Annotated in this window: 15 protein-coding genes and 2 tRNA genes; 6 read left to right on the forward strand and 11 right to left on the reverse strand. The window is 70.5% G+C overall.

Annotation, left to right across the window (positions count from 1 at the left end; translation table 11 throughout):
- Nucleotides 1–24: 24 nt before the first annotated feature.
- The 4 genes from cysS to EDD34_RS01865 all read right to left on the reverse strand — a co-directional run bounded on the left by cysS (nucleotide 25) and on the right by EDD34_RS01865 (nucleotide 6,576).
- Nucleotides 25–1,464, reverse strand: a complete 1,440-nt coding sequence (gene cysS, locus EDD34_RS01850; protein ID WP_123813058.1) for a cysteine--tRNA ligase — start codon at nucleotides 1,462–1,464, stop codon at nucleotides 25–27.
- Nucleotides 1,465–1,580: 116 nt separating this feature from the next.
- A complete protein-coding gene (locus EDD34_RS01855) occupies nucleotides 1,581–2,855 on the reverse strand; it encodes a DUF4032 domain-containing protein (protein WP_123813059.1) in 1,275 nt (424 codons plus the stop codon).
- A gap of 151 nt (nucleotides 2,856–3,006) precedes the next feature.
- Nucleotides 3,007–4,116 (reverse strand): ABC transporter ATP-binding protein, encoded by a 1,110-nt coding sequence (locus EDD34_RS01860; RefSeq protein ID WP_123813060.1) that lies wholly within the window; start codon nucleotides 4,114–4,116, stop codon nucleotides 3,007–3,009.
- Between the two features lie 171 nt (nucleotides 4,117–4,287).
- Entirely contained in the window at nucleotides 4,288–6,576 is a 2,289-nt protein-coding gene (locus EDD34_RS01865; RefSeq protein ID WP_123813061.1) for a bifunctional alpha,alpha-trehalose-phosphate synthase (UDP-forming)/trehalose-phosphatase, read from the reverse strand.
- Nucleotides 6,577–6,769: 193 nt separating this feature from the next.
- Here EDD34_RS01865 and EDD34_RS01870 point away from each other — a divergent pair, with 193 nt between their 5' ends.
- From EDD34_RS01870 to EDD34_RS01880, 3 genes are all read left to right on the forward strand, one after another.
- Nucleotides 6,770–8,578 carry a serine/threonine-protein kinase gene (locus EDD34_RS01870; protein WP_123813062.1) on the forward strand — a complete coding sequence of 603 codons (1,809 nt, stop codon included), beginning with the start codon at nucleotides 6,770–6,772 and terminating at the stop codon, nucleotides 8,576–8,578.
- 221 nt (nucleotides 8,579–8,799) lie between these two features.
- Nucleotides 8,800–9,672, forward strand: coding sequence for a DsbA family protein (locus tag EDD34_RS01875; RefSeq protein ID WP_123813063.1), 873 nt, complete (start codon nucleotides 8,800–8,802; stop codon nucleotides 9,670–9,672).
- 141 nt (nucleotides 9,673–9,813) lie between these two features.
- A tRNA-Thr gene (locus EDD34_RS01880) sits at nucleotides 9,814–9,886 on the forward strand.
- A 91-nt stretch (nucleotides 9,887–9,977) separates the two neighbouring features.
- Here EDD34_RS01880 and EDD34_RS01885 read toward each other — a convergent pair.
- The 6 genes from EDD34_RS01885 to EDD34_RS01910 are packed head-to-tail and all read right to left on the reverse strand — an operon-like array spanning nucleotide 9,978 to nucleotide 13,834.
- Nucleotides 9,978–11,207, reverse strand: a complete 1,230-nt coding sequence (locus EDD34_RS01885; RefSeq protein WP_123813064.1) for a tyrosine-type recombinase/integrase — start codon at nucleotides 11,205–11,207, stop codon at nucleotides 9,978–9,980.
- Nucleotides 11,204–11,422: a helix-turn-helix domain-containing protein gene (locus tag EDD34_RS01890; RefSeq protein ID WP_123813065.1), complete on the reverse strand. Its 219-nt coding sequence runs from the start codon at nucleotides 11,420–11,422 to the stop codon at nucleotides 11,204–11,206. Before EDD34_RS01890 ends, EDD34_RS01885 begins: the two co-directional genes overlap by 4 nt.
- A complete protein-coding gene (locus tag EDD34_RS01895) occupies nucleotides 11,422–13,050 on the reverse strand; it encodes a replication initiator (protein WP_123813066.1) in 1,629 nt (542 codons plus the stop codon). The genes EDD34_RS01890 and EDD34_RS01895 overlap by 1 nt, the downstream gene beginning before the upstream one ends.
- A 2-nt stretch (nucleotides 13,051–13,052) precedes the next feature.
- Nucleotides 13,053–13,310: a hypothetical protein gene (locus tag EDD34_RS01900; RefSeq protein ID WP_123813067.1), complete on the reverse strand. Its 258-nt coding sequence runs from the start codon at nucleotides 13,308–13,310 to the stop codon at nucleotides 13,053–13,055.
- 45 nt (nucleotides 13,311–13,355) lie between these two features.
- Nucleotides 13,356–13,583, reverse strand: coding sequence for a hypothetical protein (locus tag EDD34_RS01905; RefSeq protein ID WP_123813068.1), 228 nt, complete (start codon nucleotides 13,581–13,583; stop codon nucleotides 13,356–13,358).
- Entirely contained in the window at nucleotides 13,580–13,834 is a 255-nt protein-coding gene (locus EDD34_RS01910) for a hypothetical protein (RefSeq protein WP_123813069.1), read from the reverse strand. The genes EDD34_RS01905 and EDD34_RS01910 overlap by 4 nt, the downstream gene beginning before the upstream one ends.
- 134 nt (nucleotides 13,835–13,968) lie before the next feature.
- Here EDD34_RS01910 and EDD34_RS01915 point away from each other — a divergent pair, with 134 nt between their 5' ends.
- The 3 genes from EDD34_RS01915 (at nucleotide 13,969) to EDD34_RS20550 (ending at nucleotide 16,123) form a co-directional block, all read left to right on the forward strand.
- Entirely contained in the window at nucleotides 13,969–14,814 is an 846-nt protein-coding gene (locus EDD34_RS01915; RefSeq protein WP_123813070.1) for a GntR family transcriptional regulator, read from the forward strand.
- Nucleotides 14,811–15,482, forward strand: a complete 672-nt coding sequence (locus EDD34_RS01920; protein WP_123813071.1) for an HAD family hydrolase — start codon at nucleotides 14,811–14,813, stop codon at nucleotides 15,480–15,482. The genes EDD34_RS01915 and EDD34_RS01920 overlap by 4 nt, the downstream gene beginning before the upstream one ends.
- A 553-nt stretch (nucleotides 15,483–16,035) precedes the next feature.
- A tRNA-Thr gene (locus EDD34_RS20550) sits at nucleotides 16,036–16,123 on the forward strand.
- Nucleotides 16,124–16,271: 148 nt separating this feature from the next.
- Here EDD34_RS20550 and EDD34_RS01925 read toward each other — a convergent pair.
- The gene (locus EDD34_RS01925; RefSeq protein WP_342774777.1) at nucleotides 16,272–17,330 is read right to left on the reverse strand and encodes an SGNH/GDSL hydrolase family protein; all 1,059 of its coding nucleotides are present in this window, start codon (nucleotides 17,328–17,330) and stop codon (nucleotides 16,272–16,274) included.
- Between the last annotated feature and the right edge of the window lie 20 nt (nucleotides 17,331–17,350).

Below are 17,350 nucleotides of genomic sequence, written 5' to 3' on the forward strand. Positions count from 1 at the left end.
CGAGGGTGCGGGCCGGAGATCCGGTCAGGACCCGGCCAGCGCCCAGCGGGCGCCGTCCGCGGAGTCCTGGACCTCGATTCCCGCGGCCGTGAGCCGGTCGCGGATGGCATCCGCCGTGGCCCAGTCCTTCGCGCCGCGTGCCGCCACACGCGCCTCGAGCTCCGCCGTGACCAGAGCGTCGAGCGCCGCGGCGTGCCGGTCCCCGGCGGGTGCGGCCCACTGTGGATCCACGGGGTCGAGCCCGAGCACGTCCAGCATCGCACGGACCGCCACCAGCTCGGTACGCGCCGCGTCTCCGTCACCGGAAGCCAGCGCGCTGTTGCCGGCACGCAGGTGCTCGTGCACGACGGCGAACGCGGCCGGGGCGTTGAGATCGTCGTTCATGGCGGCGGCGAAGTCCTCCGGGACGTCCGCCTTGGCGACCTCGTCGGCGGGCACGGTACCGACCACCTCGGTGGCCCTGGTGACGAACCCGGACAGCCTGTCCCACGCGGCGTGCGCCTCGTCCAGGGTGTCCGGTGTCCACTCCAGCATGGAGCGGTACTGCACGGACACGAGCGCGTAGCGCACGACGGCCGCCGGTGTCCGCTCCAGCAGCTCGCTCACCAGGAGCCCGTTGCCCAGCGACTTGGACATCTTGGTGCCGCGCTGCGTCACCCACGCGACATGCATCCAGGACCGCGCGAAGCCGTCCCCCGCGGCGCGGGACTGCGCCTGCTCGTTCTCGTGGTGCGGGAACCGCAGGTCGAGGCCGCCGCCGTGGATGTCGAAGTCGGCGCCCAGGTAGCGGTGCGCCATCGCCGAGCACTCCAGGTGCCACCCGGGCCGCCCGCGGCCCCACGGGGTGTCCCAGGATGCCGTCTCCGGCTCGCCGGGGCGCGGTGCCTTCCACAGGGCGAAGTCGTGGGGGTCGCGTTTCTGCGCCGCGACGGCATCGGCCTCCGAGGGCGCGACGCCGTCGTCCTCGATGCCGAGATCCTCCAGCTTCTGCCGGGTGAGCTCGCCGTAGGCGGGCCAGGACCGGACGTCGAACCAGACGTTCCCCTCCGTGGTGGCGTACGCGTGGCCGGCGTCGATCAGGTCCTGGATCAGGGCGATCATCTCGGGGATGTGACCGGTGGCGCGCGGCTCGTAGGTGGGCGGCAGGACGCCGAGCGCGTCGTACGCGCGCGTGAAGACGCGTTCGAACGTGGCGGCATGCGCCCACCACTCGACACCTGCTGCCGCCGCCTTGGCGAGGATCTTGTCGTCGATGTCGGTGACGTTCCGGATCATCGTCACCTTCAAGCCCTGGCGCACGAGCCAGCGGCGCAGCACGTCGAAGGCGACGGCCGGGCGCAGGTGGCCGACGTGCGGTGCGCTCTGCACGGTGGCACCACACAGGTAGATGCTGACCTCGCCCGGGTTGACGGGGTGGAGGTCACGCATTTCCCGCGTGGCGGTGTCGTACAGGCGAATGTTCACCTGACCAGCCTACCGGCGGGCCCGGTGGCGCGCGGCGGGTTTTCCACAGGCGGGGATCACGTCGGCGGCCGGACGCGGACGTCGACCGCGCGGGTGGGACCGCGGCGCGGCCGACGTCACGTCGACAGGTGGAAGTAGTCCGACTCCGGGTCGTCCTCGCTGGGCTGCTCGCCCGGCGGCAGGCCCAGGAGGGACTTCTCGTCGGGGCGGTGCCGCAGCACGTTCTCGACGTAGGAGGCGACGGCCTCCGGGAGCGGGATGTCGTGTCCCGCGCGCTCGGAGACGTACCAGCGGTGGTCCAGCACCTCGTGGAAGATCTGCGCGGGCTCCAGCTTGCGCCGCAGCTCGCGCGGGACGGCGCTCACGGTCGGCTCGAAGGCCTTGCGCAGCCAGTCGTGCGCCACGAGCTGTTCGCCGTCGTTCTGCTGACCCGTCGCGGCGGCGTACGAGTCGAGGTCGTTGAGCAGCCGGCGCGCCTGGTTCTCCTGGACGTCGAGCCCGGTGAGGCGGAAGAGCCGGTTGGAGTGATGGCCGGCATCGACCACCTTGGGCTGGATCCGTACGGTGGTGCCGTCGATGTCCGTGGTCATCTCCAGCTCTCCGACGTCGAACCCGAGGCGGTTCAGACGCTCGATGTGGGCATCGACGCGCCAGCGGTCGTCGGCGACGAAGTACTCCGCACCCGTCAGCGCTTCCCACAGCTCGTTGTACCGCTCGACGAGGGCGTCACCGATGCCGATCTCGTCGACCTCCTCGTCGAGCATCTCCCCCGCGGCCAGATCCATCAGCTCGCCGATGATGTTGGTGCGGGCGAGGTCGATGTCGTAGTTGCGCTGGCCCCGGGTGAGTTCCCGGTGCAGGTCGCCGGTCTCGGCGTCGACCAGGTAGGCGGAGAACGTCTCGGCGTCACGCCGGAACAGCGTGTTGGACAGGGACACGTCGCCCCAGTAGAAGCCCACCAGGTGCAGGCGGACGAGCAGGACGGCGAGAGCGTCGATGAGACGGGTGGCCGTGTCCGGCCGCAGCGCCTGGCTGAACAGCGCGCGGTACGGCAGCGAGAACTGCAGGTGCTCGGTGACCAGGACGGCCTCGAGTCGCTCGCCGTTCGCGTCCCGCCGCCCGGTGATGACACCGACCGGCACCACCGACGGCACGTCCAGCCGGTTCAGCCGGCGCAGGAGCTCGTACTCGCGGTAGGCGACCGACTCCCCGATCTCCTTGATGGCGATCACGCGTCCCGAGAGCCGCACGAACCGCACCACGTGGCGGGAGATGCCGCGGGGGAGCGCGGCGAGGACGTCGTCGGGCCACGAGGCCAGCGGGAGGTCCCAGGGCAGGTCGAGCAGCGCGGGGTCGGGCCGCGCCGCGGTGATCTGCAGGTTCTGGGTCATGCCTGTCTCCTGGGTCGGTGCTGTCGCAGACTGACACAGCGCCGTAGAGGAGGAGTACCTCTACGGCGCTGTGTCACTGCTTCTCCGTACCAGCACGCCGCTGCGACATCCGCGGCCGTGGTACCACCCCGCCGGCGGCGGGGCCGGGGCCTCAGCCCAGGCGCTCGCCCGTCGAGGCGGAGAACGCGTGGGTCTGGTCCGGCTTGATCGTGACGGAGATCGTGTCGCCCTTGTCCGGCACGTTGCGCGGGTCGATGCGCACGATCACCTGGTTGGTGTCGCCGGCGTGCAGGTTGCCGCCGTTCTTCAGGGTGCCGTACACGAACGCGTCGGAACCGAGCTCCTCGACCAGCGTGACGTCGACCTGGAACGCGCCCTCGCTGTCGGAGGAGACGACGTCGAGAGCCTCCGGGCGGAAGCCCAGGGTGACCCGCCCGCCGTCGGCGGCCGTGATGCCCTCCGCGACGCCGCGGTCCAGCGCGAGGGACGCGCCGCCCACCTGCGCCTTGCCGTCCGTGATGTCGAACGTGCCGATGTTCATGGCCGGGGAGCCGATGAAGCCCGCGACGAACACGTTGGCCGGCTTGTCGTACATCTCGCGCGGCGTGCCGACCTGCTGCAGGACACCGGCCGAGAGCACGGCGATGCGGTCACCCATGGTGAGCGCCTCGGTCTGGTCGTGCGTGACGTAGACCGTGGTGACGCCGAGGCGGCGCTGGAGCGACGCGATCTGCGTACGGGTCTGCACGCGGAGCTTGGCGTCGAGGTTCGACAGCGGCTCGTCCATGAGGAACACCTGCGGCTGGCGCACGATGGCGCGGCCCATGGCGACACGCTGACGCTGACCACCGGACAGCGCCTTCGGCTTGCGGTCGAGGTACTCGGTGAGGTCGAGGATCTTCGCCGCCTCCTCGACCCGCTGGCGGATCTCCGCCTTCGGGGTACCGGCGATCTTGAGCGCGAAGCCCATGTTGTCCGCGACGGACATGTGCGGGTACAGCGCGTAGTTCTGGAAGACCATCGCGATGTCGCGGTCCTTGGGCTGCACGTCGGTGACGTCACGGTCACCGATCAGGATGGCACCGCCGTTGACGTCCTCGAGGCCGGCGAGCATGCGCAGCGACGTGGACTTGCCGCAGCCCGAGGGGCCGACGAGGACGAGGAACTCGCCGTCCTCCACGTGCAGGTCGAGCTGGTCGACCGCGGGCTTCTCCGTGCCCGGGTAGACGCGCGTCGCCTTGTCGAAAGTGACCGTAGCCATGGTGAGACTTCCCTCCACCGGCAGGTACGTGCCGGACGATCCGTTGTGTCGGGTGTCGTTGCTTCCACTTGCGTGTCGGCGGTGACACAGATTGCAGCGTGATAGTACCCCGTCTGGAAGGGGAACCACTATCCACCGGTCAAGAGGCCAGGTGATGACCCCCAGCAGCGGTCATGACGGGGTCAGCTCATCGGCAATCCGTTCGAGGACGACGGCGAGCGTGTCCGCGTCCGGCAGCCGATGCTGGGCCAGGGTGTCGCCCGTGCCGATCTTCACGGCAAGGTCCCCGGCCTCCAGCGCGGCGAAGGCGTGCTCGTCCGTCGTGTCGTCGCCGGAGTAGAAGATCCGCACGGTCTGTGCGCCGGTCTCGTCCGCGACGACGTCGCGCAGCTGGCGCAGGGCCTCGCCCTTCGACGTCGACACCACCGACACCTCGACGACGTCCTTGCCGTGCATGGGCTGCAGCCCGAGGTTCGCGGCGACCTCGTCGGCCGCCACCGTCACGGCGGCGGCGTCGTCGGCCCCCGCCAGGCGCGTGTGGACGACGGCGGCCCCCGGCTTCGTCTGCACCCACACGCCCTCGCGGTCCGCGGCGGCCGCCTCGAACCCGGCGATCAGGGCGTCGAGCTGGGTGTGCTGGGCGGGGGAGAGCTGAAGCGGCACGGACTGGATGCCGTCGTCGGTGGCGCGGCCCGTCTCGGCGCCGTGCGAACCGACGAGGAACGTTCCGGGCGGCGCCTCGGTCACCTCGGCCAGGTCGTGCAGGTCGCGTCCCGAGACGAGGGCGAGGCGCACGGGCAGCTCGTCGGCCAGGGCGGCGATCCGGTCGGCGGCGGCCCGCGCGGCCGGCGTCATCCGGCTTGCCTTCGGGTCGTCGACGAGCTGGGAGAGCGTGCCGTCGAAGTCGGAGGCGACGAGCCAGGCGACGGAGGGCCTCGCGTTCCGCCGACGACGGCGGCCGGCGGGCTGGGCGGCGAAAGCCCGCAGCGAGTCCGCGAGAGTGCCCGACGCCTCCACGCTGCGCGGCTCGGCCGAGACCTGAGGCTGCACCGCGGAGAGCACGGAGAGGAAGGACTCCGACCACTTGGCGACGTCGTCGGTCATGATCTTGCGGCGCAAGCGGCGCATCCGGCGGCGCTGCTCCTTCGGGTCCATGGACGCGGCCGCGACGATGATGTCCTTCATCCCGTCGATGTCGTGCGGGTTGACCAGCAGCGGCCCGGGGGAGAGCTCGTCCGCGGCGCCGGTGAACTCCGACAGCACGAGCACGCCCCGCTCGTCGCTCCGGGCGGCGACGTACTCCTTGGCCACGAGGTTCATGCCGTCGCGGAGCGCGGTGACGAGCATGACGTCCGCCGCGAGGTAGAGGGCGGCCATCTCCTCGGGCGGGTAGGAGTGGTGCAGGTAGTGGATGGCGGAGTGGCCGAGCTCGCCGAACTCGCCGTTCACGCGGCCCACGAGGATCTCCACGTGCTCGCGCAGATCCTGGTAGGCCCCGACGTTCTCCCGGCTCGGGCTGGCCACCTGCACGAACGTGGCACGGGTGACGTCCAGCCGGCCGTCCTCGAGGAGCTCGCCGTAGGACTTGATGCGGTGGCGGATGCCCTTGGTGTAGTCGAGGCGGTCGACGCCCAGGTACACGGTCTCCGGGTTGCCGAGATCCGCACGGATCTCCTTGGCGCGGTTCTGCACCTCGGGCGTGCGCGCGAGCTCGTCGAAACGGCGCGAGTCGATCGAGATGGGGAAGGCCTGGGCGCGGACGTGCCGGCCAGGACGGCCCTCGGCGTCCGGCATGGTGATGACCGGTCCGCGTGTCGCGTAGTCGGTGAGCCGGCGCACCGCCCGCACGAAGTTCGCGGCGTCGCCGTTGCGCTGGAACCCGATGACGTCGGCCCCCAGCAACCCGTCCACGATCTGCCGGCGCCACGGCAGCTGCCCGAAGAGCTCCACCGGGGGGAACGGGATGTGGTCGAAGAAGCCGATGCGCAGGTCCGGGCGCAGGTCGCGGAGCATGCGCGGGACGAGCTGCAACTGGTAGTCGTGCACCCACACGGTCGCGTCCTGCGCGGCCTGCTCGGCGGCGGCGTCGGCGAACCGCTGGTTGACCCGCCGGTACGCGTCCCACCACTGGCGGTGGTACGTGGGTGGTGCGATGACGTCGTGGTAGAGGGGCCACAGCGTGTCGTTGGAGAAACCCTCGTAGTAGCGCTCGATCTCGTCGGCGCTCAGGGTGACCGGCACGAGGCGCATCCCCTCGGCGTCGAACGGCTCGTGAGCCAGATCCGGAGCGCCCGACCAGCCGACCCATGCCCCCTGTGCCGCGCGCATCACCGGTTCCAGGGCCGTGACGAGGCCCCCCGGAGAACGCTGCCAGGCCAGATCCCCGGCAGGGCCCACCGAGAAATCGACGGGGAGGCGATTGGCCACCACGACGAGGTCGTATCCGTCTTTACCTGGCAACGATCTGCACCTCAATCCGTATCGACTGTGTTGACTCCCGCTTGCCTTGTTCAGGGTAGCGACGCCCGGGAAGTCCGCGCAGTAATGTCCATCACCCCATTTCGGGCGAAATCGATACTGCGTTGCTGGTCACAAGGGCGAATACAGGTGAGTTGCCGCGCGATGGCCAGATTCGCCCGCTAGCGTTTGATCCATGGAAGCAGAAGGGGCCGTCGAAGGCGCCGAACAACGGGCGGACGCGGACACCGTCTCTCTCCGCGACCGCGTCGCCGGCTCCGTCGTCGGCGGCTACACGGTGACGGGGCGGATCGGCAGCGGCGCGATGGGAACCGTCTACCGCGCGACGGACGGCGGCGGCAACGCCGTCGCGCTCAAGCTGCTCACGCCCGAACGGGACGAGGCCGGCGCGCGGGAACGGCTTCGCCGCGAGGCCAAGGCCCTGCAACGGCTGCACCACCCCGCGGTCGCGAGCGTCGTCGACGTCGAGTTCGACGCCACCGAGGCGTTCATCGTCACGGAGCTCGTCGAGGGGCCCACCCTCGAGGAAGAGGTGGACGCGCGCGGCCCGCTCGACCCACGCGACCTGTACGAACTCGCCGACCAGCTCGCCGACGCCCTCGAAGCGGTGCACGCGGCCGGCGTCGTGCACCGCGACCTGACGCCGTCGAACGTCCTCATCTCCGCCACCGGGCCCGTGCTCATCGACTTCGGCCTCGCCCACGCGCCGGGCGACGCGCGCGCCACCCGAACCGGCTACGTCATGGGCACGCCCGGCTACCTCGCGCCCGAACTGCTCGACGGCGGCGACCCCGTGCCCAACACGGACTGGTGGAGCTGGGCCGCCGTCCTCGCCTTCGCGGCGACCGGGCGCTCACCGTTCGGCGTCCGGCCGCTCGAACTCGTCCTGCGGCGCTCCCGGGAGGGCGACGCCGACCTCGCCGGGCTCGAACCGCGCATCTCCCGGGCGCTCGGAGCGGCGCTACGGCCCACGCCCGTCGAACGGTGGGGGCCCACGGAGGTCGCGCGATCGCTGCGGGCCGCATCGGAAGCGTTCGTCGCGGCCGCGCGCGCGGCCGACCCCGACGTCCCGGCCGACCACGTCGGCGACCGGCGCACCCAGGTGATGGCGGGCCCGACGGCGGTCGTGGAGCCCGTCACCCCGACGGCGGACCCGGTCACGGCGGTCGTCGCACCCACCGAGCCCGCCCTCGCGCCCTCCGGTCACGCGCGGTCGGTGCGGAGCCATTCCGTCGGGAGCCTGCAAAGTCCCGGGTCGCAGGGGCCGGGACGCCCTGGTTCCGGAGGCCATGCCGTCGCGCCGGTGCCCGCGGAGCGGCCGGAGACGCCGCCGGCGCACGTCGGTGGACAGCGGACCCGCTACCCCGCCCGGACCGGCACCGTCACCGCCGTGGGCGGAGCCCTCGTCGCGGTCGCCGCGACCCGGCCGGGCTGGGCGCTCGCGGCGCTGGTGGTGCTGTGCGTGCTGTGCCGGGCGTCGGGCGCCGCGGAGAACGAGATGTGGAACTGGCGGATGCGACGTCGGACGACGTCGGGCGGGGCGGGCCGCGCGGTGCTGCTCATGCCTTGGTACCTGGTGCGCTCCGTGTTCGGGGTGCTGCCCGCGCTGCTGATCGCGAGCGCGGTGGGGGCGATCGTGGCGCTCGGCGGGTTCTGGCTGTTCGCGCCGGGCCGGGTGATCGTGCTGCCGCTCGACGATCTCGCGTCCCGCTCGGTGGGCGGTGCGAACGATCCGGTCGTCGACACGGTGGTGCTCGCCGTGGCCATGCTCGTCACGATGCTGCTCACGTGGTGGGGGCCCGTCGCGCAGCTCACGCGGGACGGCGCGCGGCCCTTGCTGGCCACGGTGGCGCCGGGATGGTTCGGCGCGGGACTCGTCGTCGTGCTCGCGCTGGCGGTGGTCGGGCTCGGTGCGGCGGCCGTCGTCGCCGACCCGTTGGTCATCGACTGGTGGCCGCTTGCCGAGCGGCCTGACGTGAGGTGATCGCCGCGTGGTCGCGGGACGCCGTGCGTCTCGTGGCCGCCGTCGGACCACGGGATCTCCGGTGGCCCCGACCGTCACGGAATAGTGATGTGATGCCCAGGTCGCTCCCAGGGCGCTGTGGATAGGCTGTGGTGCGCCGGCGACGGACTGCCGGGCGACGCCACCACCGTGGCGCCGGGAAACTGCTGGCCGGTGGGCCGTGCACCGAGGAGAAGGACTCGATGTCGAACTTGACCAAGGCTCAGCGGCGTGAGGCCGCCCGCGCCGAGGCTCTCGCGATGCAGAAGAAGGCACAGGGGCGCGAGCGGATGTACCGGATCGTGACCCTCAGCCTTCTCGGGGTGCTCATCGCCGGTCTGGGTGTGGCGATCTGGCTGATCTTCGCGGAGTCCCAGAAGACACCGATCGAGCGGGCCGACGCCGTCCCCGCCGGCGTGGTGGACGAGACGGGAATCCCGGTGGACGAGGACGGCGCGGCCGGCACCCTCGTCGAGGGCGCGCCGCAGCTCGACGTCTACGTCGACTTCATGTGCCCCGTGTGCGGCCAGTTCGAGGCGCTCAACGGTGCGGACATCGCCGAGCTGCGCGAGGGGGGCGAGGTGGCCTTCGTCGTGCACCCGGTGGCGATCCTGGACCGCATGTCGAGCGGCACCGAGTACTCGACGCGCGCGGCGTCCGCCGCGGCATGGGTCGCCGACCAGGCGCCCGAGTCGTTCATCGAGTACCACGACCTGCTGTTCGCGAACCAGCCGGCGGAGAACTCCGCCGGCCTGAGCGACCAGCAGCTCGCCGACTTCGCCGAGCAGGCCGGTGTCCCGGCGGATGTCGCACAGGGCATCGCCGACGGCGATGCCACCGACGCCTATCGTGACTGGGTGACGGCGTCGACCGACCAGGCCACGTCGGCGGAGGACCTCGCGAACCCGCAGACGGGCCAGTTCGGGACCCCGACCGTCATGCTCGACGGCGAGCGGTTCGAGGACTGGTCCACGCCCGGTTCGCTGAGGGCCGCGGTCACCGGCGGGGGGTCGGCCGACGAGTCCGGCGACGGTTCGACGGACGAGGGTGCGGCCGAGGACGGCTCCGACGAGTGATCCGGGCCTGACCGGCCCAGGACGCGGTGAGCGGGTTGGTCGCCCGGATGCCCGTGACGGGCGTCGGCGGCCGACCCGCTCACCTGGTTGGTGGTGTGCACTAGGCTGTACTCCGCTTGGGCCACCCGTGGCCCTGGCATCGCCGCCTTAGCTCAGTTGGTAGAGCGCTCGCCTTGTAAGCGAAAGGTCGTCGGTTCGAACCCGACAGGCGGCTCCGAACAACAGCGCAGGCCACGGCCGTTTCGGTCGTGGCCTGTCGCTGTTCCCGGAGCGCCGCGACCGGCCGTGCCTGACGAACTGCCTGACTACGAGGTCCGTTCACCGCGAGCCTCCTTCAAGCTGAACAGGGGCTCCATGTCCCACACGTCGACCTCGGCGTCAGCGATGACCTTGTTCATCGCGCGCGCCCCATCCTGGATCACCGGCCGAAGCTCCTTCCGGTAGACCATCTCCGTCACCCGTGTGTTCTGGTGCCCGACGAGACGCGAGATCTCTTCGATCGGGACGGCCTCCGACGACATCACCGAGACGAACGACTGCCGGAGTTCGCGCGGTGTCCATGCCCCCGGATTCTCGATGCTGGGCACGAGGGCCAGGGCCCGACGCATGTCGCGGCGGACGTTCGACGCCGACAGAGCCGTTCCATAGCGAGTCGTGAACACGAGACCCAGAGCAGCGGTCTCCCGCCACCGATCACCGTGCCGCTGCCGTTGCTCGTCCTGCCAGACCCGTTGTTCTCCGAGCACCTGAACCACGAGGTCAGGCAGCGCCAGAGTGCGCCGGGACTTCTCGGTCTTGGTGTCACCGTGATGCCGCACCGAGCGCCAGACCTCGACGTACGGCGGGCCCGACGCTGGGGCAAGGTGCACGTGCTTCCACTGCAACGCCCGCGCTTCCTCGGGACGGAGACCGACCGTCAGCGAGAGCGCGATATATGCATAGAACCGCTCGCGCCGGATCGTCGTGAGCACGTCGAGGACCTGTTCCGCGCTCAGCGACTTGGACGGACGGCCCGGCCGACCCTTCGGGACCCGGCACAGCTCGACCACGTTCCGGTCGACATAGCCTCGCTTCATCGCTCGAATGACCGCGCGGTTCAGCAGCGAATGCAGGTGCCGGAGACGCGACGTCGACTGCTTTGCCGCGAGGGCTTCCAGCCACCGGTCCACTTCCTCGGCCCGGAACTCCCCGAGCTTCCGCTTGGCAAGTACTGGCTTGATGTGGAGCCGGTACATGTCGCGGTTCTCGCGTTGAGTCCCCTCACCCTCGGCCGTCTGGCCGTAGTCGAGCCAGTCCTCGACTGCCTGCCCCACCGTGTACCGATCCGATCCGGTCACGAGCCCGGCCTCGTACGCCTTGACCTTCTTGTCGAGGGCTTTCAGCGCCGCCGTCTTCGACTTGCCGGAGCCGGTCTTCACGATCCGCTTGCCCCGGCCGTCATACCCGACCGTCTTCTCTGCGATCCAGGCGTTGCGGCTTTCGGACCAGCGAAGCCCACCTTCACCACGTGCCCGCCGTGTCGTCTCGTTGGTCACGCGGCACCGTCCAGCGCCTCAGCGACGTACTCCGTGAGCGAGACGACCGGAACCAGCCGCCGAGCCCCGACCTTGATTGTCCGGAGCCGCCCCGAGCGGATCAGCTCGTAGATCGAGTCACGCGAGATGCGCAGCGCCTCGGCGGCTTCCTCGACCCGGTAGAGCACCGGGACGACGTTGACCGGTTCCTTGACCGGGTTCGCGTTCTTCGCCATCACCTTCCCCCTTCGTTCGTGGTCTGCTTGCCGTTGCGCCGCTGCTGGGCGCGCCATTGGTCGTATTGGCGGGCGCGGTCGGCCGCAGCGTCGGCCAGGGCTTTGTCTCCGGGGTTGGTCCAGCCGGTTCCGGCGTAGGTCCATGCGCCGATGACGAGGGTGGTTTCCTCGTCGGCGTCGTCGGCCAGGAGGCGCGCCTCAAGGTCTGCGAGGTCAAGACGTTCACCGCGGCGGTCCGCCTCAGCGCTCAGGCGGGCGAACCGGGCGCGTGCCCGGCGCAGGCGACCGAGGGAGATGGAGTAGGCGCGCGACTTGGACGAGAAGTGGCCCCGGAACCCGAGCATGCGCGACCACTTCGCGAGCAGCCGGTACGGGGAGTCCTCACACCGGCCGCACACGCACCCGTCGTCCTCGGCTTCCTCCGGGGTCGCGGTGTCTCGGCAGGTCGAGGCCGCACGGTCGGCCAGGTAGCGGGCCTCACGTTCCAGCCGGGACAGGTGCGGCGTAGGAGAGGCGGGGTCGACGCCGGTCGACTTGGTGGAGTACTTCGCCAGATAGCCCGCGACCTGTTCCGGGCGGAGGCGATCGCCGGTTCCGCCGGCGGAGTCGTGGACCTCGCCGGTGCGGACGCGCTTGACGTCGAGCTGGGCACCGAACCGCAGCGTCCGGGCGATGTCGTCCCCGTCGACCGGAGGCGCATCGAACGTCACCAACGGGCCCGCCTCCGCAACGACGGCCGCGAGGGCGTCACCGTCCAAGGGAGCGGGGGAGCCGGGCCCGTCAGGGCCGTCCAGGCGGATCAGGGCGTGGAAGTGGACCAGGCCGCGACGCTGGTACTCGGCCACCTTGGCGAACTGCACCGACGCCGACCGAGCGAACGCCGCTTGCGAGACCCCCAGGCGGGCCGCGAGGCGACGGCGGAACGTGATGGTGAAGCGTCGCCACAGTTCCGGGGCCCACCACTGCCAGATCACGGCCGAGGTGAAGTCGTAGCAGTCCCAGCACAGCGGAGCCCCGAGCATCGGGTCGTCCTCGCCGTGCACCCGGTTGCAGCCCACCGGGCGGCCGTGGGGGCAGCGCTTGGCGGTGTCGCGGGGACGGCAGCGACCCGGCTGCCCGTTCTTCCCGACGCGCAGGCCGTGGACGTGACCGAAGGAGGGCGCGGTGAACGTGGCGAACACCAGCGGGTTCGCGGCCACGGTGTCGGGGACGGTCTTGCCGCCCAGGACTCCGGCGCGGATCATCTCGAACGTGTCGCGGGCATACACGCGCGAGCAGGCCGGGCACACCTCGGCGCGCCGGTTCCCGCAGGCCACATGCAGGGTCCCGAGGGGTGTGTCTCGGTGGGAGAACTCGCTCAGGAGCGCGCCCGGCTCACCGTTCAGGTTCTCGAACGTCATCGACCGACCGGCAAGGCGGATCGGCGCGGAGCAGTTGCCGACCTTCGCCGCCGTCTCAGAGAACGCCCGCCAGGACCCATCCAGCACACGCGCGCGCATCCCGGCGACCTCGGCATCCGACGCAGACCACATGTCCAGGGGCGCGTCCGGGCCGAAGCCGGGGAACCGGGCAGGCCACGACGAGGCGGTATCGCCCACGAACGAGGCTTGCCCGTCTTGGTCGAGCACGCTCACGCCTCCCCGATACCGGGGTACTTGCGCGCGAACTCTGCTTCGCGGTACTCGGCCCGCTCCAGACGGCGCACCACCTCGGCGTGAAGGTCATCGATGACCTCCAGCAGCACCACGCCCGTATCGGAGAAGCGTTGCCCCCGCAGGTCGTGAACCGACTGCACGACGGACTCGGCGTGATCGTGCAGGCCCCGCACCTGAGCGGCCAGGCCCTCCAACTGCACGATGACCTGATCCGACGTCGGGGTACGGGTCATACCCCGGCCCGACTGCGGGAACGGCCAGCCTGTGACGGTCACCGGTCAGCCCTCTTCCTCGGCCACGTACCGCGACTCAAGCCGGATCTCCTCGGCCAGAATCTCCAGCGCGTTCACCGCCGCCGGACCGGTCTCCACCCCCAAGAACGCGGGCATCCCCCGATCCCCACACCGACGCACGATCGGCACCAACGCCGCCCGCAACTCCGCCACCCGCGACGAGAGCGCCACGAGCTCACCGGCCAGGCCACCACCCACCGTCGCCGCGCTCACCGCCCGTCCTCCAGCTCACGCGCGAACGACTCCAGCCCCGACAGCATGTAGTCCAACTGCGCCCGACCATGCGTCGCCGCAACCTCCGCCAGCTCCTGCCCCCGGTACGGCCCGTCCGCGTCACGCATGTCATGCAGCATTTCCCGCACCGACGCCAACATCCCGAACGCCTCCTCAACCGCCCGGTACATCGCCCGCACCGACGCCACCTGATCCGAGACCGATGAGCCTTGCTCCGTCAGAACCGACATCGTGCAACCTCCTGATTGTCTGGGCTAGCCTGGCTAGCCGAGCTGGACAAGACAAGGATGCACGTGCTGGCTAGCCATGTCAAGGGCCGAGCCAGCCCGCCTGTGTTGGTTGGTCAGGTCGGTACTGTGGAGCAATGAGCCTCGACCCCGAAGACCCGCGCCCGCCATACCAGCAGGTAGCGGCAGCCGTTCGAGCTGCGATCCTGACTCGCAAGATCGCGCCCGGCGAGAAGCTGCCATCGCAGGAGGAACTGAAGACGCGCTACGGCGTCGCCCGAATGACCGTTCAGCAGGCGCTACGCATCCTCAAGGACGAAGGTCTTATCACCTCACGTCCGGGCAGCGGCATGTACGCGCGGGAACGGACGGCGAAGCCGGTTGGGCTCCGCCCTCACATCGAGCGGGCATTCGAAGCCGAGTCGGTCAGCATCGACTTCCTCGGCTATACGGCTGAGACGCTGCATGGTGCCATTGCGGAACCCCTGGACAAGATCCGATCCGGTCGACTCACGCCGAAGTCCATCCGAATCCGGATACTTGTCTCGGACATGACGCAGCCTCTCGGCCTGCCTGTGGCCGTCAGCGGTGATGCCGACGAGAGCAGCGCGGCACGCGCGCGAATGGCCGACCTCGGCCACCGGCACATCGGTGCCCTCACCGACGCCGTAGAGGAACTTGCCGAGCTCGGACTTGTACCGACTTCCACCGTCGAGACGCGCAGCTTCACGTCGGCACCGACGTTCAAGACTTACATCATCGGCGAGACCGACGTGTTCTTCGGGTTCTACCCCGTCGTGGAGCACGAGGTACGTGCCGGACAGTCCAAGTTCGGGATCTACGACCCGATGGGAAAGGACGCCGTCCTGTTCCACCACACCGCCGACGGCGACCCTGAATCGCTCGGTTCCCTCTACGTCGCTGAGACAAGCAAGTGGTTCAACAGCGTGTGGGACACCATCGCTTCGGAGGTCTCCCGATGACCGCCGCCGCGCTCCTCGCTTCCTCGCGCGCCGTGCTGCTGGACTTCGACGGCCCTATCACTCCGCTGATGCCCGCACCCGCCAACATGCACGCCGCCGACGTCGGCCGCGCAGCACTCGCCGGATACGAGGCGACAGTCGAACCCATCGCCGCCACTTCCGACCATCTGGCGGTCATCCGGTGGACCGGCGTCCACGTCCCGAAGGCATTGGCAGCCGTCGAGGCTGCGTGCACTGCGGCCGAGGTCGAGGCCGCCGAGACCTGTGAACCGACCCCTGGCTCGGACGAACTCATCCGCTCCCTTCACCGTCGAGGCACCCCCGTCGTCATCGTCACAAACAACGCCGCCGAGGCTGTGGATACGTACCTCACGCGTTGGAATCTCACAGAGTCGGTCCTGCGCATCGTGGGCCGACCCGTGCACCGCCCCGACCTCATGAAGCCGCACCCCCACACCATCGAAGAGGCGCTACGGACCTTGAGGGTCCCGCCCGGTCGCGCCGTCCTGGTCGGTGACTCCGTGACCGACGTCGAAGTTGCCCGGACCGCACATGTGCCGTGCATCGGATACGCCAAGAACCCCCGGCGCGGCAAGGAACTCCGCGAGGCCGGAGCTGAAGCGCTCACCGACACCATCGCGGCGATCGTTCCCGTCGATGGCCCGTGAGGATTTTCCTTACTGGCTCAAGACGGCGCGCCAGCGCGCCGGGGGCCCGCGCTGCGGGGGCCCGCGCTCCGGGCGCTCCGCGCCCTGCGCGCACCCCTCCGCGCACCCCGGCGGCAGGCACGCCGAAACGCGAAAGCGACCCTGACCAGTAAGGCCAAGGTCGCTCATCGGGTAATGCCTCCGGCGGACACCACACGAACACCAGAGGGTCAGGGAAACGCCCGTGCGGCCCCTGCCCCTCCGGCATCCAGCGACTTCACCGGGACGCTGACACCGAACCCGCCGGCACCGCAACCCGCCCCGCCATGTTCACCGTGAAACCGACGTCGACCCAGATGGGCGGGACGGGTTGCGGTGCCGGCAGAACCGATGTCCGAGACGCGGCCCGCGCCGCCGGACGCCGGAGGGACAGGGACCCCACGAAGACGACCCATGGCGGAAGCCGAGTCACAAGCCCGCAGGGCAGAGGACACGATGAAGCCCGCCTGACGAACTGCCTGACAACAGCGAGCGACGGCCCTCGATCCCGAGCGCGCGGAGCGGACGCGATACCGGCGCGTTGGCGTCATCGATGACGCGTTCGAACATGCGTGCAGCGCCTTGTAAGCGAAAGGTCGTCGGTTCGAACCCGACAGGCGGCTCAGAACAACAGCGCAGGTCACGGCCGTTTCTGGTCGTGGCCTGCGCTGTTCCTGGAACGCCGATCGGCCGTCGCACCGCGCACACTCCGGCGGAAGGCACACCGAAGCGCGAGAGCGACCCTGACCAGTAAGGCCAAGGTCGCTCGGCTCAGGCGCGAGGCCAGGGTTCCGCCGCCGGCCACTTCGGGGTGCGGCCGTCGCCCGATGATCTGCCCGTCACCCGGCGCTTCACCCATGGCCCGACGTGTTCCCTGGCCCAGGCCGCGTGCTCCCTCGTGGCCGCGACGAGGGTCTGCCGGGGCGCCGGGGGGAGCGGCTCGTCCCAGTCGGGATCATCGGGCGACAGGCCGAGCCCGGCGAGCGCGGCGTTCTTGACGCGCTCGTGGCCTTCGGGAAGGAGGTGGATGCGGTCGCTGGACCACATGCGCAGGTCGAAGAGCGAGCGGATGCCCCACAGGTCGAGCACGTGCGCGTCGTGCCGGCGGGCGATCGACCAGAGGTTCGCGTTGTAGACGCCGACCCGGCTGTTGGTCCAGGCCAGCGTGCCGCCCGCCTTGAACCCGGTGCCCAGGAGCACGTCGGCGCCTGTCGCGCGGATCCTGGCGACGGCGTGCTCCAGGGCGGCGCAGATGGTCTCCAGGTCCACGCCGGGTCGCAGGATGTCGTTGCCACCCCCGATGAGGGACACCAGGTCCGGTTTGACGCTGAGGGCGGCGTCGAGCTGCTCGGCGATGATCGGGCGGAGCAGCCGCCCGCGGATCGCGAGGTTCGCGTACTCGATCGCCGGTTCGCCGGCCGCGATGCGTCGCTCGCTCAGCGAGGTCGCCAGGCGGTCGGCCCAGCCGCGCTGCGTGTCCTCCAGGCCGGGGTACGGATCCCACAAGCCCTCGGTGAACGAGTCGCCGATGGCGACGTAGCGTTGCCAGCGCGGCGCCTCGTCGGACCGGGTGGCAGAGCCCGACGACGCCGCGGCCGGTTCGGCCGGCGGTTCGGCCGGACCGTGCCCGGTGGCCCGGGGCCGTGACGACACCGGGCGGGTCGCCGCCGGCTGCGGCGCCGGCGAGCCGGAGGACACGGCCGGGTCGGTCGGCGAGGTGACCGGGTCGGCCGACGACGCGGCGGCATCGGCCGCCGCCGGATCGGACACCGGTGGTGCGGGCGTCGAGTCGTGCGAACCTTCGGGATTCTGGGAGGAAGTCGCGCTCACGTCGCTCATTGTTGCTGGGA

Origin of the sequence: Myceligenerans xiligouense, assembly GCF_003814695.1 — a bacterium.
Taxonomy (GTDB): Bacteria; Actinomycetota; Actinomycetes; order Actinomycetales; family Cellulomonadaceae; genus Myceligenerans; species Myceligenerans xiligouense.